Origin of the sequence: Spongiibacter thalassae (assembly GCF_012272835.1) — a bacterium.
In the GTDB taxonomy this organism is placed as follows: Bacteria; Pseudomonadota; Gammaproteobacteria; order Pseudomonadales; family Spongiibacteraceae; genus Spongiibacter; species Spongiibacter thalassae.
Map to the genome: position 1 here is coordinate 507,662 of NZ_JAAWWK010000002.1, position 19,785 is coordinate 527,446.

Annotated in this window: 16 protein-coding genes; 9 read left to right on the top strand and 7 right to left on the bottom strand. The window is 56.8% G+C overall.

What is annotated here, in order from left to right; genetic code table 11:
* Nucleotides 1-13 precede the first annotated feature (13 nt).
* A complete protein-coding gene (locus HCU74_RS06465; RefSeq protein ID WP_168449593.1) occupies nucleotides 14-802 on the top strand; it encodes a precorrin-6A/cobalt-precorrin-6A reductase in 789 nt (262 codons plus the stop codon).
* On the opposite strand, the gene HCU74_RS06470 is transcribed toward HCU74_RS06465, so the two are convergent.
* Together HCU74_RS06470 and HCU74_RS06475 are read right to left on the bottom strand one after the other, a co-directional pair.
* Nucleotides 796-1,935 (bottom strand): acyl-CoA dehydrogenase family protein, encoded by a 1,140-nt coding sequence (locus HCU74_RS06470; RefSeq protein WP_168449594.1) that lies wholly within the window; start codon nucleotides 1,933-1,935, stop codon nucleotides 796-798. The two genes, HCU74_RS06465 and HCU74_RS06470, sit on opposite strands and share 7 nt — an antisense overlap.
* 31 nt (nucleotides 1,936-1,966) lie before the next feature.
* Nucleotides 1,967-3,166, bottom strand: coding sequence for an acyl-CoA dehydrogenase family protein (locus HCU74_RS06475; RefSeq protein ID WP_168449595.1), 1,200 nt, complete (start codon nucleotides 3,164-3,166; stop codon nucleotides 1,967-1,969).
* A gap of 213 nt (nucleotides 3,167-3,379) precedes the next feature.
* Between HCU74_RS06475 and glpK the strand changes: the two genes are divergently transcribed.
* Nucleotides 3,380-4,852, top strand: a complete 1,473-nt coding sequence (glpK, locus tag HCU74_RS06480; RefSeq protein ID WP_168449596.1) for a glycerol kinase GlpK — start codon at nucleotides 3,380-3,382, stop codon at nucleotides 4,850-4,852.
* On the opposite strand, the gene HCU74_RS20305 is transcribed toward glpK, so the two are convergent.
* From HCU74_RS20305 to HCU74_RS06500, 4 genes are all read right to left on the bottom strand, one after another.
* Nucleotides 4,849-7,638: an EAL domain-containing protein gene (locus tag HCU74_RS20305; protein WP_168449597.1), complete on the bottom strand. Its 2,790-nt coding sequence runs from the start codon at nucleotides 7,636-7,638 to the stop codon at nucleotides 4,849-4,851. The two genes, glpK and HCU74_RS20305, sit on opposite strands and share 4 nt — an antisense overlap.
* Nucleotides 7,638-8,804, bottom strand: coding sequence for a hypothetical protein (locus HCU74_RS06490; RefSeq protein WP_168449598.1), 1,167 nt, complete (start codon nucleotides 8,802-8,804; stop codon nucleotides 7,638-7,640). Before HCU74_RS06490 ends, HCU74_RS20305 begins: the two co-directional genes overlap by 1 nt.
* A complete protein-coding gene (locus tag HCU74_RS06495; RefSeq protein ID WP_168449599.1) occupies nucleotides 8,788-9,273 on the bottom strand; it encodes a type 2 periplasmic-binding domain-containing protein in 486 nt (161 codons plus the stop codon). The genes HCU74_RS06490 and HCU74_RS06495 overlap by 17 nt, the downstream gene beginning before the upstream one ends.
* A gap of 153 nt (nucleotides 9,274-9,426) precedes the next feature.
* Complete coding sequence (locus HCU74_RS06500; protein WP_168449600.1) at nucleotides 9,427-10,131, bottom strand: DUF1499 domain-containing protein; 705 nt, start codon at nucleotides 10,129-10,131, stop codon at nucleotides 9,427-9,429.
* 283 nt (nucleotides 10,132-10,414) lie between these two features.
* Between HCU74_RS06500 and HCU74_RS06505 the strand changes: the two genes are divergently transcribed.
* The gene (locus tag HCU74_RS06505) at nucleotides 10,415-11,110 is read left to right on the top strand and encodes an EthD domain-containing protein (protein WP_168449601.1); all 696 of its coding nucleotides are present in this window, start codon (nucleotides 10,415-10,417) and stop codon (nucleotides 11,108-11,110) included.
* Between the two features lie 6 nt (nucleotides 11,111-11,116).
* On the opposite strand, the gene HCU74_RS06510 is transcribed toward HCU74_RS06505, so the two are convergent.
* A complete protein-coding gene (locus HCU74_RS06510; RefSeq protein WP_246864529.1) occupies nucleotides 11,117-11,944 on the bottom strand; it encodes a MerR family transcriptional regulator in 828 nt (275 codons plus the stop codon).
* Between the two features lie 212 nt (nucleotides 11,945-12,156).
* On the opposite strand from HCU74_RS06510, the gene HCU74_RS06515 reads away from it, so the two are divergent.
* From HCU74_RS06515 to HCU74_RS06540, 6 genes are all read left to right on the top strand, one after another.
* Entirely contained in the window at nucleotides 12,157-14,631 is a 2,475-nt protein-coding gene (locus HCU74_RS06515) for a TonB-dependent receptor (protein ID WP_168449603.1), read from the top strand.
* Between the two features lie 59 nt (nucleotides 14,632-14,690).
* Nucleotides 14,691-15,365, top strand: a complete 675-nt coding sequence (locus tag HCU74_RS06520) for an START domain-containing protein (protein ID WP_168449604.1) — start codon at nucleotides 14,691-14,693, stop codon at nucleotides 15,363-15,365.
* Between the two features lie 120 nt (nucleotides 15,366-15,485).
* Entirely contained in the window at nucleotides 15,486-16,340 is an 855-nt protein-coding gene (locus tag HCU74_RS06525; protein ID WP_210425134.1) for a metal-dependent hydrolase, read from the top strand.
* Entirely contained in the window at nucleotides 16,337-17,356 is a 1,020-nt protein-coding gene (locus HCU74_RS06530) for an alpha/beta fold hydrolase (RefSeq protein WP_168449605.1), read from the top strand. Before HCU74_RS06525 ends, HCU74_RS06530 begins: the two co-directional genes overlap by 4 nt.
* 9 nt (nucleotides 17,357-17,365) lie before the next feature.
* Nucleotides 17,366-18,901 (top strand): flavin-containing monooxygenase, encoded by a 1,536-nt coding sequence (locus HCU74_RS06535; RefSeq protein ID WP_168449606.1) that lies wholly within the window; start codon nucleotides 17,366-17,368, stop codon nucleotides 18,899-18,901.
* A 9-nt stretch (nucleotides 18,902-18,910) separates the two neighbouring features.
* The gene (locus HCU74_RS06540; protein WP_168449607.1) at nucleotides 18,911-19,723 is read left to right on the top strand and encodes an SDR family NAD(P)-dependent oxidoreductase; all 813 of its coding nucleotides are present in this window, start codon (nucleotides 18,911-18,913) and stop codon (nucleotides 19,721-19,723) included.
* Nucleotides 19,724-19,785: the final 62 nt, after the last annotated feature.

Consider the following 19,785-nt stretch of genomic DNA (forward strand, 5'->3'; position numbering starts at 1 on the left):
TCAGGATCTGGCTATGGGCGGCGATAAGTCGATAAGAGTTCTGGTACTTGGCGGCACCTCGGAAGGGAGGGAGATCGCCCGTCGTTTGTCGATGGCAGGGCTGTCGGTCACCTACAGTATGGCCGGCCTGGTCAGGCAGGCTAAATTGGGTTGTGAGCAGCTCACCGGCGGGTTTTCGCGCTACGGCGGCGTCGGCAGCTGGCTGGAGGCCGAGGATGTCGACGCGGTCGTCGATGCCACTCATCCCTATGCGCAGCGTATGAGTGAGGCTGCGGCGCGGGAGTGCCTGCGTCTGGGAATTCCCTGCGTGCGTTTTGATCGCCCGCCATGGCAGCCAACCGATGATGACGAGTGGATCGGATTTAACGACTATGCCGATTTGCAGCGCAAGATTAACCATCGATTCCCAGAGGGCGACGCACGGTTATTCTTCAGTGTTGGACAGATGCAATACCCGCAATTAAAGACCTTTGATGCGTCCTTTATGCTGGTCAGGTCGGCGGTGCCGGTGCAGAATTTGCCGCCGCGGTGTGAGTATGTCCTCGGTGTCGGTCCCTTTGACGTGGGTGATGAAGTCTTCCTGCTAGCGGACTATCGTATCAACGGGCTGGTATGTCGCAATACCGGTGGCCGCGCCCTGGAGGCAAAGTATCTGGCGGCCCGCCACCTCGGTGTGCCGGTATTTATGCAGAACCGGCCGCAGTTTGATGCCAGCGACGCGGTGACTCAGCGCTTTCAGCAGGTCGATGATTTACTGCTGACGGTATTGCAACGCTTCGACCAATCCGGCCATCATCAATAGCCGCACAGTGTGGCATAGCGGTCGCGGTGGAAGCCGGAGCTGCCCAGCTGCTGAGTAGCCATACGCGATCGCTTCAGAAACAGGCCGATGTCCAGCTCGTCGGTAACGCCGATGCCGCCGTGCATTTGCACCGCTTCGCTGGTAACCAGCTCAAAAACATCGTTGCAAAGGGCTTTGGCGAGGCTGGCCAGCTGGGGTAGGTCAGCGCGCTTTTCGTCGATGGCGGATAGCGCGTCGAGCACGACAGATTTGGTGAGCTGCAACTCGATGTACATCAGCGATGCGCGGTGTTGAAGTGCCTGGAAACTGCCGATTTTAACTCCGAATTGCTCCCGCTCCTTCAGGTAATCCACCGTGCGTTCAAAGCACTCCAGCGCACCGCCGAACATTTCTGCGCCGAGGCAGATTCGCGCGCAGTCCAGTGCCAGCTCCAGTGGCGGTGTGCCGCCGCGCAGGTCGCCAAGAAGGGCGGATGCGGGCAGACGGATATCGTCGAAGCTTATACTTGCCGCCGCGCGGCTGTCGGCAAAGCAGCGGGGCTGTTTGGTCAGTCCAGCCTGGTCGCCGTCGACCAGTACCAGCGACAGGCCTTCTGCCTGGCCTGCCGAACCTGCGCTGCGGGCAACGACAATCAGTTTGTCGGCGGCGAAGCCGTCGGCGACAAAGCTCTTGGTGCCGCTCAGGACAAAGCCGTCGCCGTCGGCGACGAGGTTGGTGTTGCCCGGGTAGGGATCGTGGTGGTGGCCTTCTTCCAGTGCCACCGCGACGGTTAATTCACCTGAGGCAATGGCGGGGAGTAATTGTTCGCGCTGTTGTGCCGACCCGGCTTGCAATATCAGTGTGGCACCCATTACCACGCTGCTCAGCAGCGGGCTGGGGGCGAGGGTGCGGCCCCCTTCCTCCAGAATGGCGCCCAGCCCCATATAACCGAAGTCCAGGCCGCCGTATTCCTCGGGCAATACGATACCCGCCCAGCCCAGCTCATTCATTTTCTGCCAGTCTTCGTTCCGGTAGCCGACGGGGCATTTCCCGGCACGGAGTTGCCGCAGGACGTCGACCGGCATCTGTGTGCGGAAAAATTCCCGCGCGGTTTCTTTCAAATATCGTTGTTCTTCGTTCAGTACCAGGGCCATGAATGTGTTCTCTTGTTAGCGGCGCGCTCGACTATTGTTGGGGCAGGCCAAGCACTCGCTTGGCGATAATATTCAGTTGCACTTCGGAGCTGCCGCCGGCAATTGACAGCGCTTTGCTGAACAGCCAGCCCCGGGTGGTGAGGAGTTCATCGCTGTTGAAACCGTCGCCCTCCCAGCCAAGCCCCTGAAAGCCGAGCAGGGCGACCAGCAGTTCGTCCTTGCGTTTGCCTTCCTCGGTGCCGACGTATTTCATAATCAGCGGCACATTGCTGTCGGTCTGACCGCTGATGCGTTCTTCAAAGGTGCGAAAGTGGGTGAGTCCCACCGCGCGGTAGGCCATCTCGTGGCGCACCAGTTGCTCGCGCAGAGCCGGGTCTCTCAGTTTTCCCGATGCGTCACAGCCCACGTAGTGCAGTGCAGCCTGTACCGGGCCGAAACTGGGCCCGGGGGTGTCGCCACCAATCTCGGCCATCAGTTTGCGCTCGTGGCGCAGCAAGGCCTTGGCCACTGACCAGCCCTGATTCAGTTCACCAATCAGATTCCGCTTGGGTACTTTTACATTGTCGAAAAAGGTCTGACAGAATTCCGACTCGCCGCTGATCAGCTCGATCGGCGAAGTGGTGATGCCGGGGTCGGCCATATCGATCAGCAGGAAGCTGATGCCCTCCTGCTTTTTGGCGTCGGGGTCAGTGCGTACGAGGCAGAATATCCAGTCGGACTTGTCGGCGTTGGTGGTCCATATTTTTGAGCCATTGACCAGAAAGTGGTCGCCGCAGTCTTCTGCGCGGGTACGCAGGCTGGCGAGGTCCGAGCCCGCTGAGGGTTCGGAGTAGCCCTGGCACCAGCGCACTTCGCCGCGGGCGATGCGGGGGATATGCTCGCGTTTCTGCTCCTCAGTGCCAAACTCCAGCACTGCTGGGCCAAGCATCCAAATGCCAATGTCGTAGAGCGGCGTGCGGCAGCCGAGCTGCTTCATTTCGTCCCGCAAAATCTTGCTCTGTTGTTCATTCAGGCCACCGCCGCCGAGTTCCGCAGGCCAGTCGGGCACTGTCCAGCCGCGATCGCGCATCCGCTCAAACCAGAGTTTGGCGTCCTCACTGGGGAACTGCATATTGCGCCCGGCCCAGACCTGCTCTTCACGGGTAATCGGCTGGCGCTGGGAGGGGGGGCAGTTATCGCTAAGCCATTGGCGAACGTCGAGGCGAAATTGGTCGAGGTCGAGATCGGCCACATTGCTCTCCTGTGGGTGATATTGGATTGCGCAGTTAACAGCGCGTGAATACTCGCAGCATAGCGCGGGTAGTGGGGCAGACAAGGGCGAAACGCGTCCACGCCAGTGACAATTCGGGTCAGTGGCGGTTCAGAGGGCGTGTTGTGCTTGTTTCTCCCTGCTGCTCTGAGTAGTCTCAACGGAGTATTTCAGGCTTAGGGAGAGCGGGTGTCTATGGGTGATTACATACTGTCGGTGGATCAGGGTACAACAAGCAGTCGTGCCATTGTGTTTGATCGCGCCGGCCGAATTTGTGGCTCCGGCCAGCAGGAGTTTCAGCAGTTTTACCCCCGGGATGGCTGGGTGGAGCACGACCCGGAAGAAATCTGGGCGACCACCCTGGCAAGCTGTGAGGCGGCATTATCGGCGGCGTCGTTGAATGCTGGCGACATCGCCGGAATCGGCATTACCAATCAGCGGGAGACAACAATTGTCTGGGACCGGGCGACCGGCGAGGCTATTTACCCTGCGATTGTCTGGCAGGATCGGCGCACCGCGAACTGGACAGCAGAACTCAAAGAGAAGGGGTTGGAGGCGACAGTCAGCAAACGCACCGGTCTGTTGCTCGACCCGTATTTCTCCGGGTCAAAACTGACCTGGATTCTGGACAATGTTGCCGGTGCGCGCCAGCGCGCGGAGGCGGGGGAGCTCGCCTTTGGCACCGTTGACAGCTATTTGCTCTGGCGGCTGACGGAAGGACGCAGCCACGCGACGGATGCAACTAACGCCTCCCGTACCCTGTTGTTTAATATTCATACCCAGCAGTGGGACGACGAACTGCTCAACCTGTTCAATATTCCCCGCGCCCTGCTACCAGAGGTGAAGGACAGCGCCGATGACTTTGGCGTTTGCAGCCTGTTCGGTGCAGCGATACCGATTGCTTCGATGATTGGCGACCAGCAAGCGGCTACCGTGGGACAGGCCTGCTTTGAACCGGGAATGGCGAAGAGCACCTATGGCACGGGCTGTTTTGTGGTGTTGAACACCGGTGACAAGGCGCTTAACTCTCAGCATCGCCTGTTGACCACGGTAGCTTACCGCCTTGCTGGCAAGGTGACCTACGCACTGGAGGGCAGCATTTTTGTTGCCGGTGCGGCGGTGCAGTGGTTGCGCGACGGATTGCATTTAATTGGCTCGGCGGCGGAAACCCAGGCGCTGGCAGAAAGTGTGCCCAGTGCCAACGGGGTGTATTTGGTGCCGGCCTTTACCGGGCTGGGGGCACCCTATTGGGACCCGGATGCGCGGGGCGCGATTCTTGGTCTGACCCGCGACACCGGTATACCCCATATCGCCCGGGCCTGTCTGGAGTCGGTGTGCTACCAAACCCGCGACTTGCTGGAAGCGATGGCGGGTGACGGTGCAAGTATTGAAAATTTGCGGGTCGACGGCGGCATGGTGGTAAATAATTGGTTGATGCAGCGCCTTGCCGATACCCTGGCCTGCCACTGTCAACGCCCTGAGATCACTGAAACGACGGCACTGGGGGCGGCTTATCTGGCTGGCTTGCAGTTAGGCTTGTACCGCTCGCTGGAGGAGATTGCATCCTTGTGGCAGCAGGAGCACAGTTTTGCACCAACGATGAGTGAAATGGATCGGGAAACCCGCTACCACGGCTGGTTGCGCGCGGTAGGCCGGGTGCGTAGCTAAATTTTCAGCGCCAGGTTCAGCGCATCAATCGGTACAGGGCGACTGAGGTAGTAGCCCTGTACGTAGTCCACCCGCATGGCTTTCAGCATGTCCAGAGCCTCTTTTGTCTCGACGCCTTCGGCGATGATTTTTTTGCCGAGGGAGTGACCCATTTCTATCATCGAGCGGACCAGTGCCTGGTCGTTTTCCCGCTCGTGGATAAAGCGGATAAAGGCCTGATCTATTTTGATGTAGTCCACCGGGAGTTCGCGGACATACTCAAAGGAGGTGAAGCCGATACCGAAGTCGTCGAGGGCGATGCGCGAACCTACATTTTTAAATTGTCCCAATAATTTTTCCGCGTTGTCGATGTTTTCCAGTGCGTCGGTTTCCACCAGTTCGAAGATCAGTCGCTCGGGGTCGGCCTCGGTGTGTTTCACAATCTCTGCGAGGCGTTTGGCAAAGTCGGGCTGTTCAAGGGTGGGGGCGGTGATATTAATACTCAGACCAACGTCGATACCTTGCTTGCGCCACAGGCTCTGCTGCTGCATGGCTTTTTCCAGCACGATAAAATCCAGACGTGGCATAAGGTTCGCCTCGGCGGCGATACCCAGAAATTCCCCAGGTGGGACAAAGTTGCCGTTGGCATCGAGCATGCGTACCAGGCACTCACAGTGACTGACGCGTTCTTCTTCGAGGCTGTAGATCGGTTGGAAGAACAGCACCAGGCGATTATTGTCCAGTGCCTGGGCCAGGGCCTCTTTCATCTGGTATTTTTCCTGGCGGCTGTCCCGGGTGTCGGTGTCTTCCGCGTGGTAAACGTGTCCTTTGGCCTTGTTTTTCACTCGCCGCATGGTCGAGGTGCTATTGGCGAGCATGTCGCCGACGCTGGTGAAGTTGTCGTCGTACTCGTCGATCACAATCGTCACCGAGGTATTTTCGCTGTACTGTTCGTCGTCAATACTGATTCGAGTCAGGCTGGGAAGCACCGTGTCGAGATGGCTGATCGCGTTATTGTCCCGGACCAGTATCACGCAAAACTCGCCGGAGCCGGTGCGGGCAATCAGGGCAGCATCGGAAAGTTCGGCTTCGAGGCGCGAGGCAAACTGCTTGAGGAGTTTGTCGCCGCTGTCAAAACCGAAGCGGTCGTTGAACTCGGCGAAGTTGTCGATATCCAGCAATATCAGGTCAATGCGATGGCCGAGGGCAAGGCTGGTCAGGAGTCGTTCCGCCTCGTCGATAAACGTGGCGCGGTTGTAGAGGCCCGTGACGCGGTCGTGGGCACCCAGCCAGCGCAGGCTTTCCTCGGCGCGGCGGTGTTCAGTAATGTCGATGCCCAGTGAAAGAATTTGGCGCTGATTCTGTAAGTGAATAGTGGTGTGAATCCACAGAAAGTCGTAGCTTTTGCCATCGGCGGCGAAAAATGGCATTTCGTTTTGCTGGCGACGGCCGGGGAGACGGTGGAGGCTGGCCGTGGCTTCAGAGAGTGAAATATCGCGACGGGGATCGTGTACCCAGTGGTTGATATTGGCCCCGGGGTCAATGGTTGTGCCCAAGCCACTGAGTGCCCTGCCCATCGCGTTAAGGTTTTGGATGTTGCCTTCGCTGTCGTGAATAACAATGACCATGGGTGAGGTGTCGAGGAGCATATCGTTAAAGTTGTTTGCCTCCGTGAGCGCCGAAATCTTGCTTTGCAATGCACTACGGTGTTCTTCTACGCTGCTTGCCATCTCTTTCAACGCGCGGTTTACATCGAGGAGTACATCGCGCAGAACGTCTATTTCGTCGCGTAGAAAACGATTGGTCGCGACCGACTCTATCCCTTCCTGCGCCCGCTGGAATTCGTTTTTTGCCAACATGGGTAACAAATCCGTCAGTGCCACGAGGCGGCTCAGGGGCGGTCTGAGTATCACCACAATTATCAGAATCAGCACAAGGGATGACAGTACGGCGGCAGCGACGATATCCCTGATGGTTGCGCTGACAATGGCGGTTATATTGGATTCGTCGCTGATTAGCGCAATATGCAGACCGCTATTGTCTTTCAATGGAAAAAAATGCGCGCCGTAGTAGCCGCCTGAAGCCGGGCCAAAATATTGCTCATCGTCGGTATATTTCAGGTGCGCATTTGCAGTAATTTCGGTGAGAATGGGAACAATGGACTGCTTGTGACTCGCCAGGTACACCTTCCCTGTGTCCGGGGCAAACAGTGCAATATCGGTGTGAGTAAAATTATAGAAATCCTGTAGTATGCCCGCCGCATTGCGATTGATATTGATAATAAGTTCACGACCGTCGTCACTGATAATTGGGATGAAAACACTTTCAGCGCATTCGTCGTTATTGCAGGTGATAGAGGCCTGTGGTCGTTGTGTGCTGGCGATATTGCGCAATGCCTTGGCGGTATGAGTGAGACTGGGCTGCATGGTCACACCGTCCAGTGCTGCGCTGGCCAGTACTCTTCCTGTCGTGTCGAAAAAGGTGACCGAATCGATACCTGACAGCAAACTGGGGGCGCGGATCTCGTTGCGCTCCAGTTCAGTGCCGCTCGGCAATCGATAGTGAGCGGCGCTGCGAAATAGCTCTTCGTGGGAGCGATTGGTAAGGTTGTCAAACACCTCCCGCAAAAACAGCATATTTTCCAGTACTGCCTGTCGGTGGCTGTCCATGGTTTTCAAGTAGCCCAGGTAGCCGCGGCCCGACATAATCACGATCAGTGCGACAAAAATAATGGCACTGAGTTTTTGCAGCAGGCTGTGACGCCCGACAATGGTTGCGATGGCAGCCTTGTCAGTAGAGGCGCGCACTAGAAGCGATATCCGACCATAACGGAGAAGATTTCCGTGCGCTCATTGGTGCCCTGGGGGTTGTCCACGCCAGGTATGCCTCCGGTGCCGCGCACGCCAATAATGTCGGTGGCTATAATCCACTGTGGATCGGGTGTCCAGCGCAGACCGAGTACCAGCTGCGAGCTATCCTGCTCATTGCGATTGTCGCGATCGTAGGTGCTGTATTCAATGCGGCTGTGGGCGCTGACTCGGGGGGTAAAACGGTATTGGGCCTGGGCGTAAAGCCCTTCGACTGTTATGCCGGCTCCTGAGCTGAACAGCCCGTTGTACTTAACGCTCACCTGGCTGTATTCGGAGGTGAATGACCACTGTTGTAAATTATGTTGGATAGAAGTCACAAAACCGTTGGCATCAAGGGTCATTTCGCTCACAGCTGTGGGGGTATGTATGTCAAATTCCAGGGCAATGGCGAGGGTGGATAATGCCAGGCGGGTTTTACCGCCATTCAAGTTGGTACCTAACTGGCTGTAAACCGGATTTAACTGACGGGCATAGCGCACGGCGCTGGCAAAGCGCGGGCCGAGAATATTGCGGACAACGTCCCGGGGAATGCTTTTGTCGCGGCCCATGGTAATTGACAGATAGGTATTCTGGTCGTCGTTATCCCAGTAGCTGTACAGCTGGACGCCATCGGAGGAAAACAGAAGTTCCCGCAGGCCGTTACCTTCGAAGTAGACGGCCTGAGGCATAAAGATACTGGGGCGGGTGAACAGGATGTCACGGGTCTCGTTGTAAAAGCCAAAGGCATTGCGCACGCGTCCAAAACGAAAGCCCAGGCCGGTTTCATCGGACTCAATAGCTTTGTAATCGGCGAAGAGGTAGTCCACTTTCACCGCACCATTGTCTGTCGCCCCCGCGTCGCGGCTGATTAATTGGCCGGCGACATTGAGTTTGCTGTTCGCCTGCCAGTTGCCATTGATACCCAGCTCAGTGAATTCGGTGGAGCCACGCTGGCTGTCGCCATAAATATTGTTACCGTCGCTCAACAGGTAGGCTTGGGAAGCGAAGCCGTGTATTTGTACATCGCCGACTTGATAGGCATATACGGGAGACACCAATGCGGCGGCCAGAATGAGGGCAGCGGCGGTTCTGATGCCACGTACAGTGTTACCGTGCAGGTTCATAAGCTGGGCTTCCCGCATGTGTCTGAAGATAATTGCTGGCGATATAGCCAATGGCGCCAGGTGTGTTTTCTACAGCCTGCTTCAGCTGCTGAATATTTTTCACGACGGTAGGTGGCGTGCCTATGCCACTGAAAATGGCGCGATCCCATTGGTCTCGCAATACATAGGGGTAAACCTTGAGTAGAGACTTGCAGAAATTTTCGTGCAGAGGGTGGTTGTCGGGGAGCACAAACACTCTGATGGGAATGTTATTGTCCCAGCTACGTTTGCGCAGCGAAAATATCGCGCGCAATTTCGCGGTAGACAGCTCACCGGCTTGAATACTGTCGTGGGTGAAGACCCGTATACTCTGCGTCTCTCCGGAGGGTGTCTCTCCGGAGACTTGTGCCACACTGTTTGACCCCACCGTCAAGCTAGCGATCAGTATCAGCAGAGAAAACCACTGGACGCCGCGGAGTGAGCTGCTCACAACGCCTCCAGTGCTTTTGTCTTTATACCATGACGCCATCGGTGTCTTCCTGTTTGTCACCTTGCAGCTCACAGTCTGCCGTGGGTGTTTATTGTTTTATCATAAGCAGCATAGTCCAGTCCCAGCTATTGGTATATGTGACTACTCCTGTTTTTACTTGAGATGGTTTTCGATCAGTTCGATAAACTGCGTGACGCGACGGGCATTGGCCCCGAGGTCCCCCCGGCCCACCCGTGAAGATGAGCGCAGGTCGATTTTGCTACCCCCTGCGGTGGCCTGTATACGAATCACTACGTCGTCAACAAAGCCAAACCACAGACTGGTCACGGTGGCCTCCACATGCCCATCCTGCTGATATTTGACTTCCCAGCCGAGGGCTTCGGCAGCGTCCACGGCCAATGTTTGTGCCTCCGACTTGGGCAGCGGCAGCTTTATCGAACGTAAGTCCGGGTAGTATTGCTGTTGCTGCTGGATCACTGCCGGGCTCAGATCAAAGGCGTTGTCATCGGGGCCGCGCGCTGTGGTTGCCCACTTGAACTCCGGTGGATGCGACACGTCGGTGCTGACTTCGTGTATCGCCGGGCTGCCCTGTGCGGCAAAAAAATTGACGCTGAAGGCGAGAACGACAGGCAGAGATACGAAAGCGGCGCGATTGAGCTTTTTACGCTGGGTTTCATCGCAGCGGCGGCTGAAAACCGCAGAAATGGTGATCGCGATAAGAGCCAGAATCAAGCCGACAACAAAGGCGGCCAGCCCCAGACGAAAATGACTTAAGCCCAAACGTACCGATAACACCGCAAGCAGGGGTAGCAATAAAGAGGAGTAGGCGAGCTTTTCAGCTACCGAAACAATACGCATTGATCAGGTCCAGTTATTTATATTACGCGATAATTTATCGGTCACGGCGCAGCGCCGCCAGTGATTTTTGCCATTATTGCGCGCGACCACGACCTCTGCATGCAGGTGCTTTGGGGAGAGAGCATTCGCGCCTGCACAAGTGTAGACCATAGATACACGCGGAAAAGCATTTTTGTGAACAGGCACTAGGTTTGTGCACACCGGCTTTCAGCCAGGCGTGATTGCGCTAATCTTCTGTGGCGGATTCCCGCATACTTATCTGAACATTGACGGAATTTCGAGCATGACGAAACACCAGGTATTACTCTGGGCGCCCGCTGCGGATCAGGGCTATTTTTCCTATTTGCTGCAATCGGTGGCAACGCGTTTACTGGACTTGCCGGGCGTTGCTCGCCTGCAATTCAATCTGGCAGATGAGGCGGTGGCTGCCGCCGCAGACAAGCGGATTTCAGGGTATGACACCCTGTTTGACGCCATGTGCAGCTTTGTCGCCGCCGATGATGCGACGGTCAGTGAAGCGCTGGCGGTGCTCAGCGATGGCGCTGAGCGGATTGCGGTGTATCGTGTGGAGGAGGAAGAGCCTCTGCCCAATAAACTTCATTGGACAGCGCCAGGTGAACGAACGCCGGGCTTTAGCCAGCTGGCGCTGTTGCATTGCCCTTCGTCGATGGCCTACGAGGAGTGGTTGAGCTACTGGAAGCAGACTCATACCGAGATTGCTATCGCCACCCAGTCGACCTTTCGCTATGTGCAAAACCGGGTGTTGTCGGGGCTAAACTCTGCTGGTGGCGCCTATAGCGCGATTGTAGAAGAGTGTTTTCCCGCCGAGGCGATGACCAGTGCCGAAGTGTTCTACGCGGCCCCGGGCAAGCCTGATCTGTGTCAGCGCCACATGCAGGAAATGATGGAAAGCTGCACCAAATTTATCGATTTTAGTGAAATTGAAGTGCTGCCAACCAGTGAGTATTGCTTCTATTAGCCTGCGCTATTCCTCGGGCAGCTGCTTCATAATGGATTCCAGTTTGTCCGCAAGGAAGCGGCTGGCGGCGATATCCATCGAGCGGCCCAACTCCGCATCAACCACAATCTGCGCCAGCGGTCGCAAGCGCCAGACCAGCTCGGCAATTTGAGGAAACTCCTCTCGGGGGGGAAGGGCTTGGTCGCCGTAGGGCTCCAGCACGTGGTGGGTCACCAGTTTTACGAAGGCGTCGGCCACTGGTTGCACCTTGCCGCGCATCATCGCGAGTATTTCCAGTAACTCCTCAAGGGGAATGCCGGTGGCGCAGAGCTCCTCTGCTGCTTTGAGGGTGTTCATGCTGCTCACCCGTAACTGACTGCCATTCACGCTGAACAGCCCGAGATCCGAGGCCTTTTTAATCGCGTTGGGGGTGAGTTTGGTGCCAAACATTTTTACCAGTGTGGGCATGCTGACATTCACCGGGGCTTCATTACCCCAGGGAGAGTTGATGGCAGACTCCATGCCAAGCACTTCACTCAAGCCGATGCCCTGGGCCATGGCGTCGAGTAGCTCGCGGATACTCGACAGGGTGTAGCCGCGCTCCAGCAGATTGGCGATCAGTCGCAGTCGCGACAGGTGCTGATTATTGTAAATACCCTTGCGGCCGCGCAGTTCGGGGGGCGGCAGCACACCGCGGTCCTGGTAGGCGCGAATATTTCGCACGGTGGTATTCGCCGCCAGAGCCAGTTCTTCTACGCTGTATTCCTTTTTTTGCTCAATGCTATCGTCAGCGGCCTCGGCGCTTTGGGGAAGGTACTGGGCCATCGTGTTTATGGTGTTTTCGGGGAAACGCATAGTCAATTACAGCTCTGGTTCGCGCGGGTTACTCGGTGGCGCCGACATTTTAAAGAATTTTACCCTTGAGCCATAGCGCGGCGCACAAAAGTACGCGAGGTATGAACTTACTACGCATTTTTACTCGGGCTATGTTGACATTGATTGCACATCGCATTATGTTCCATTAAATAATGTCACATAATAAAGCGACTTAGTAAGGGTCTGTCATAATGTTCAGTTTTAACACATCCCGTATCAGTGTCATAGCCATCGCCTGCGGTGTTTCCTTGTCCGGCCACGCTGCAAAGCTGGAAGAGGTCGTTGTTACGGCGCAGCACCGCGAGCAGAGTCTGCAGGATGTTCCAGTGTCGGTGAGCGCGATCGGTGGAGAAAAAATGCTGGAGGCGGGCATCAATCGTATGGAGGATCTGCAGGCCTACGTGCCTAACCTCACAGTGACCGAAAGCGGGATCAGTACCGATATTTATGTCCGTGGCATCGGTACTGGAATGAACCAGGGCTTCGAGCAGTCCGTAGGGATGTACGTAGACGGTATCTACTATGGTCGCGCTCAGCTGGCGCGGGCACCCTTTCTGGATCTGGCACGGGTGGAGGTGTTGCGCGGCCCGCAAAATATTTTACAGGGTAAAAACAGTATCGCCGGGGCAATCAATATTGTCACGGCCTCGCCCGGGAATGAGTTTGAGGGCATGGTATCCGCCCTTTATGAGCCGGATTTCGGCGAGCAGGTACTCGACGTGATGCTGTCTGGCCCGGTCAGCGATAGCGTCGGGGTGAGGTTTGCTGCGCGCTGGCGGGAATACGATGGCTATATGGAAAATATTTTATTGGACGAGCGTTCGCCGCAATACGATCAAGCCACGTATCGGTTTAAGGCGATGTGGGACGTGAACGACGATACCCAGGTGGAAGTAAAGTACGAGCGGGGCAGTTTTGACACGGTGGGGCGTCACGCAGAAATCATCAATGACGAGCCCTCTACCTCGGACAATTTCGTGCTGGCGGGGCGGACTCAGGCGGAAATTCTTGATCGCAGTTTCTATCCTCCATTTCTCGATGTCGACACCCACGATTCGGTACGCAATAACTATCAGGACTACAAACAAGGCTCCAACGGCAATTACAGCCTGAACGACACCAATAATCTGACGCTGAACGTGAGCTGGGTGAATCCCGAGGGACACGAATTCCGGGCAATCACCGGTGTACTGATGTATGAATATGAAGACCTGTGTGACTGCGATGCAACCTCTGCGGAGCTGTTTAAATTTGAAATGGCAGAGGATTACAGCCAACTCAGCCAGGAATTTCGCTGGTTATCCCCCGGTGGTGAGCGAGTCGACTATATCGGCGGTCTCTACTTTCAGACCAATACGCTGAAATTTCGCGATAAGCTGGTGCAGGACTCCAATCTGGTGGTGGAGCTGCTCAACGCAGCAGACTTTATTGAAGGCGGTGCGCGGGGGGACTTCGACCCGGCCGGGGGCACCGGGGACCAGTATGAGGCGCTGGGCTTTGGTGACGCGGGGAATGCCATTCGCGATATTACCGGGCCGCGGGATTTTCGCAGTGAATCGCGAATTGCCTCGGCGTTTTTACAATCGACAATCAATGTGAACGATACCCTGAGGTTGACCCTCGGTGGGCGCTATACCTACGAAAATAAAAAAGGGCGGCGGCATTTGACGATCGCCGATCTTGCCGGCAATGAATTACCCCGAGGCGAAGTGGATACCGTGGCGGCAATTACCTTTGCCATGGAGCGACACAATCTGAAGGGCGAACGCAGTGAGAGCCAGTTTTCGCCGCTGATAAACCTGCAATGGGATTACTCCGCCGACGGCATGGCCTATGTCACCGCCACCAAGGGTTTTAAAGCCGGTGGCTTCGATGCGCGCTCCAATGCAACGCCGGATGATGAGCTCACCTATCGCAATTCCGCGGCGGTATCGCCCAATCAAACAATACTTGAGGGCACCTTTGAGTACGACGAAGAAGAGGCGATGAGTTATGAGGCCGGTGTCAAAACCGGCCTGCTGGACGGCGCGGCAGAGATTAATGTAGCGGCGTTTTATACCGAGTACAGTAACCTGCAAATCAGTATTTTCGACGGCAGTATCGGCTTCAAGGTCGGTAATGCCAAAGAGGCGGTCACCATGGGTATCGAGGTGGATGGGCGCTGGCAGCTTACGGAGTATCTAAGCCTGGGCGGCGCTCTGGCACTGCTCGACTTCGAGTTCAAGGATTTTAAAAATGGCCAGTGTCGGCAGGATCAGACGCCGGACGCCGCCAACGGTCGCGACTGCGATTACACCGGCTGGTCTAACCAGTATGTATCGGACTGGTCGGGTACCTTCCTGATTGGCTACCTGCGCCCGATCAGTCCCACTTTGGGTATTGGTGCGTCGCTGGATGTGGTGTTTACCGATAACTACAACCCATCGAGCAACCTCGATCCGCGGGTTGAGCAGGACGGCTTTTATAAATTCAATGGTCGTCTCGGTCTGGGCGCCATCGACAAGACCTGGGAGCTGTCGCTATTGGGCAAGAATCTGACCGACGAGGTGATAATTGTCTACGCAGCGGACACTCCCTTGGCCAAAACCCTGTTCGGCACCACCAGCCACACCGGCTTTATCGAAGCGCCACGCTCTGTGGCTTTGCAATTTACCTACCGTATGTAATCGGCTTGTCCGGCGGCTTACCCTTGCCGCCGGACCTTTTTCTACTGAGGTGTTCGCCTATGTTGTCACTTGTTGCACGCTATCTGATCTTTTCCTTTCTCTGTTTGCTCAACGCAATGCAGCTTCATGCGGAAGCCCCGAAGTGGCGAGAGGAGCAAAACAAAGACGGCATTCGCGTAGCTACCGCATCGCGAGAGGGGTCGCCCTATCGGGCATTTCGCGGTGAAGTGGTCATCGACGCGGGCCTGAATTCGCTGATGGCGGTGCTGGACGATACCGATGGATTTACCCGCTGGATGTTCAACTGCAAAGAGGCGCGGCTGATATATAAACCGTCCTTGCTCGACCGCTACCAGTATTTGGTCAACGACTTTCCCTGGCCCGCTGCGGACCGGGAAATGCTGATTCGCAACCGGATTTCCCAGGATCCGGAGACCCGTGTGGTATCGGTGAGTCTGGAGGCCTATGCCGCAGAGTCGCTGCCGGAATCAGTGAGGGGGCGACTGCCCGCCGGCAAGGGACTGGTCAGAGTCGAGGAGCTTGCGGGTCATTTTGTGCTGACGCCGCTGGCAGATAGCCGCACCGCCGTTGAATTTCAGTTGCACCTGGACCCCAATGGTGATTTGCCGGCGGGTATCGTGAACGCATTGATTGTGGAAAATCCCTACGAAACTCTCAAGGGGCTCCGCGAGTTAGCGACGCTCCCCAAGTACCAGCACTTCAACCCCTTTTAATTGTGTCGGGTGAAGCACATTCCAGATGATTTAATTTGACATCGCTTGATGTAACAGTAATTATACATCAAATGATGTAACATAAATATGTGAAACATAGCGTATGCAGGAGCGTTTACCATGACTGTTGACATTACCCCGGTTCGTCGCAATCTCGAATTTCATCTCCCCGAAGAACGTATTGGCGACTGGCACGGCAAGGGCACTCACGTCAGTCACTTCTTTAATGCCATGTCGCTGTTCTTTCCCGACGGTGAGCGCTTTTTCATCGATAGTGTTCGCGCCTATCGCGACGATATTACCGATCCGAACCTGAAAGAGGCTGTGCGAGGTTTTATTGGTCAGGAGGCGATGCACGGTCGTGAACATGAAGAGTACAACGAGGCATTGGAAAAACGCGGAATGCCCGCTCGTCGTTATACCGCGCTGATTCTCAAATTGTTGAACGTGGTGCGCCGGATAGAGCCCAAGGGCGGGCAGTTGGCGGTGACGATTGCGCTGGAGCATTTAACCGCCATTTTGGCCGATGTCGTGCTCAGAGAGCCACGTACCCTCGAGGGAAGCGAGCAGCGTTTTGCCGCACTGTGGCGTTGGCATGCGCTGGAAGAAACCGAGCATAAAGCGGTGGCATTTGACGTGTACCAACAGACCGTCGGCACCGGAGTTTTGGCCTATCTGCGCCGCTGTTTTGCGCTGCTGGCGTCAACCTTTTTGTTCTGGGCGATGGTGATTCCCATTCATATCAGTCTGGTGCGCAGGGAGGGGAAATTGTTCGATCTTCGCGGTTGGATGACGGCGGTCAACTTTTTGTGGGGGCGTCCGGGTACCTTGCGGCGGGTGATTCCCGATTGGCTGGATTTCTTCAAACCGGGCTTTCATCCCTGGCACCACGACAACCGCCGTTACCTGGCCGAAGTCGATGAGCTGGTGGTTGAGGTTGAGGGCTTTAACAAGGCGGCGGGAGCCTCGGTGTGAGTGGGTATAACGCAGAGTCCGGGTTGGCAGAACTGCGCGCGATGCAACAGGTTTTCGAGTCCGGGCCGTTGGTGCGAGCCACGGCTCAGGGACTGGAAAGCTGGCAGCCGCTGAACCGCTCTTTGTGGCGCTACCTACAGCCATTCATGACGCTGCAGGCTGGGCAGACAGGGCGTTGTCGCAGGATTGACGGCCACGATATTCACTACTGGGAGGGGGGGAATCCCGAAGGCCCCACGTTGGTGTTGTTACATGGTTTCGGCGCGTGTAAGGAAAACTGGGCATTTCTGGCGCCCCGCCTGGCGTCGCGCTTTCATCTGTTGATGCCGGATTTGCCCGGTTTCGGCCTCAGCAGCTTTGTCAGCACCGCCGATTACAGCCTTGCCGCGCAGGCCGACCGCCTTGCTCAATGGTTGATCGCGCTTGGCCGTGACAATGTCTTTGTGACCGGTAGTTCAATGGGCGGGGCTATCGCGGCACTGTTGGCGGCCCGTCACCCCGGGTTGGTGGCGGCGGTGTGTCTGATGAACGCCGCAGGTGCCCCGGCACTGCATATGAGCATGTTGGAAAGCGGCATCGCCGCGGGTCGAAATTATCTGGTGCCGGCCCGGCGCAGCGAGGTTGCCCAGGTGTTTGGTATCTGCTTGCATCGTCGTCAGCGGGCACTCGGCGCTTTTCTTGCGCTGGCAATGGCGGGGGAAATGGCGCACCGATTGCCGCTGAATCAGTACCTGTTTTCCTGCATGGTGGCGTCTCTGGGCGAGGTCTGGCAGAGCCTGCCGACGATTCGCCAGCCGACCTTAATCCTTTGGGGCGACAGCGACCGGGTGCTGGATGTGACCTGTGGAGACGCCCTTGCCGGTCAGCTCGACAATGCCCGGATGATGGTTTTGCCCCAGGTGGGGCATTTGCCCATGCTGGAGGAGCCACGTACCACCGGGCAGGTAATGGCGGATTTTTGGCTGAGTCATCATTCCGGCATCGCGGCGACTCCCGCTGATGCGCTGCAGATATAAGGTCGAGATATGGGTGCAAAACTGAATGAACAGGGCCGCGGCGTCATCGATGTGGCGATTATCGGCGCGGGTTTTGGTGGTCTTGGGCTGGCGATTCGCTTGCAGCAGCAGGGTGGGTGCAATTACCGGATTTTTGAGCGGGCCAGCGAGGTCGGCGGGGTATGGCGAGACAATATCTACCCCGGTGCGGCCTGCGATGTGCCGTCGCATTTATACTCGTTTTCCTTCGCGCCGAACCCGCGCTGGGGAAGGCTGTATAGCCCACAGCAGGAAATTCATCGCTACCTGCGCCACTGTGCTGACAAGTATGATCTACGCCGGCACATCAGCTTCGGCTGGACGCTCGAAGCGGCGGACTATGATGAGGCACAGGGCCTGTGGAGCCTGAGCTTCGATGGCGGTCGCCAGCAGCAAGCGCGAATGGTGGTAATGGCCATTGGCGCATTGAATATTCCCAAATACCCCGATATTCCCGGCCTGGACGAATTTCGCGGCAAGGTGATGCACACGGCAGAGTGGGATGCCGCCTATTCCCTGCGTGGCAAGCGAGTGGCGGTTGTTGGTACCGGGGCCAGTGCGATTCAGGTCATTCCCGCTGTGCAGCCCGAGGTGGAATCGCTCACGGTCTTTCAGCGTACCCCGCCTTGGGTGCTGCCGAAGCGCGATCGACCCCTGCAGTCGAGAGAGCAGCGCCGTTTCGCACGGTGGCCCTGGTTGCAGCGGCTTGCTCGCTCGCTGCAATACCTGAGAATGGAAAGTGTGCTGCCAGTCTTTATCTGGGACAGCCTGTTCACCCGTTTTGGCGAGCGCCTCGGCCGGCGTTATCTGCGCTCAATGATTCGCGACACGACACTGCGCCGCCAGCTCACACCGGATTATTCGATGGGCTGCAAAAGGGTGCTGTTGTCAGACGATTACTATCCCGCATTGTGTCGCGACAATGTAGAGGTGATTGCCGATGGCGTCGCGGCGCTGGAAGCCAACGCCATTGTCAGTCGCAGTGGCGAGCGTCGTGAGGTGGATGCGGTGATTCTGGCCACCGGGTTCAAGGTGCCTGCCGCCGGCGCGCCGCTGCCGATCAAGGGTTTGGGTGGCCGTCAGTTGGCTCAGGACTGGGCGGATGCAGCGGAAGCCTATAAAGGCGTGGCGATAAGCGGATACCCCAATCTTCTTTACATTATGGGGCCCAATACGGGGCCGGGAAATACCTCGGTAATTTTCTATATTGAGTCGCAGATTCGCTATATCTCGCAGTATTGGCAGGCCTTGCAGCAGACCCCGTCGGGCAGCTTTGATCTGCGTCCGGAGGTTCACCGAGCTTACAACGACAAAATTCAGCGCATGTTCAAGGGCACCACCTGGGTGTCGGGTTGCAACAGCTGGTATCTCACCAAAGATGGCCGAAACACCACGCTGTGGCCGGGCTTCTCGTGGCGTTACCGAATGATTACCCGGCGGTTTTCCCTTGCGGATTATGAGCTGCTGCGTGCCTCGGGCGCTGCAGCGCAGTCATCGCCGGAGTGCGGCTCAACGGCTATTTCTTAAGGAACCACAATGAACACACAGCAACAGGTATATGCCATCACCGGGGGCGCCTCCGGCATGGGACTGGCGATGGTGCGGCAATTACTGGAGCAGGGGTACTGTGTCGCGGCAGCGGACGTTTCGGCAGAGGGGGGCGAGGCATTGCGGAGCCTGGCGGATGAGGGGCAATTGATGCTGACCACCCTGGATGTTGCCGACCGCGAAGGGGTCAGCGACTGGGCTGCTGCTGTGGTTGCGCATTTCGGCGGGGTGGACGTTGTGATTAACAACGCCGGGGTGTCGCTGAGTTGCCACGCGGGGGAGCAGGCCCGGGAACACTTTGAATGGTTGATGAATATTAATTTCTGGGGGGTAGTGAATGGGTGCGAAGCCTTTCTACCCTATCTGAAATCCCGTCCGGCGGGCTGCATAGTGAACATCAGCAGCCTGTTCGGATTGATCGCCATGCCTTCGCAATCTGCCTACAACGCCGCGAAATTTGCGGTGCGGGGCTATTCCGAATCGCTGCGCCAGGATTTGCGCAATACCAGTGTGAGTGTTGTCACCGTGCACCCAGGAGGGATCAAGACCAATATCGCCCGCAACGGCCGTCACTTCCACAATTTGCACGGGGAACGCAGCGACGGCGACACCATGGCCGCGTCCTTCGACGAGGTTGCACGAACCAGTGCCGACAGTGCCGCCGCGCAGATTTTACGCGCGGCGCAACGTCGGCGCCGTCGCTTGTTGATCGGGGCCGATGCGAAATTGCTCGACTGGGTGCAGCGCTGCTTTCCGGCGAGTTATGACCGCTTGTTGCGCCCATTGCTTGAGCGGGCCTGATCGCACAGCTTGTTCCAGGCATTGATTGCGCTATCATGCGCCCGGGAAAGCAGTGGGTGAGG

Coding starts and splice junctions, on each gene's coding strand:
- HCU74_RS06470 (WP_168449594.1), bottom strand. CDS start 1,935: ATGGCCCTGGTACTGAACGAAGAACAACGATATTTGAAAGAAACCGCG.
- HCU74_RS06535 (WP_168449606.1), top strand. CDS start 17,366: ATGGGTGCAAAACTGAATGAACAGGGCCGCGGCGTCATCGATGTGGCG.
- HCU74_RS06505 (WP_168449601.1), top strand. CDS start 10,415: ATGACGAAACACCAGGTATTACTCTGGGCGCCCGCTGCGGATCAGGGC.
- HCU74_RS06510 (WP_246864529.1), bottom strand. CDS start 11,944: ATGCGTTTCCCCGAAAACACCATAAACACGATGGCCCAGTACCTTCCC.
- HCU74_RS06515 (WP_168449603.1), top strand. CDS start 12,157: ATGTTCAGTTTTAACACATCCCGTATCAGTGTCATAGCCATCGCCTGC.
- glpK (WP_168449596.1), top strand. CDS start 3,380: ATGGGTGATTACATACTGTCGGTGGATCAGGGTACAACAAGCAGTCGT.
- HCU74_RS06525 (WP_210425134.1), top strand. CDS start 15,486: ATGACTGTTGACATTACCCCGGTTCGTCGCAATCTCGAATTTCATCTC.
- HCU74_RS06465 (WP_168449593.1), top strand. CDS start 14: ATGGGCGGCGATAAGTCGATAAGAGTTCTGGTACTTGGCGGCACCTCG.
- HCU74_RS06520 (WP_168449604.1), top strand. CDS start 14,691: ATGTTGTCACTTGTTGCACGCTATCTGATCTTTTCCTTTCTCTGTTTG.
- HCU74_RS06540 (WP_168449607.1), top strand. CDS start 18,911: ATGAACACACAGCAACAGGTATATGCCATCACCGGGGGCGCCTCCGGC.
- HCU74_RS06500 (WP_168449600.1), bottom strand. CDS start 10,131: ATGCGTATTGTTTCGGTAGCTGAAAAGCTCGCCTACTCCTCTTTATTG.
- HCU74_RS06490 (WP_168449598.1), bottom strand. CDS start 8,804: ATGAACCTGCACGGTAACACTGTACGTGGCATCAGAACCGCCGCTGCC.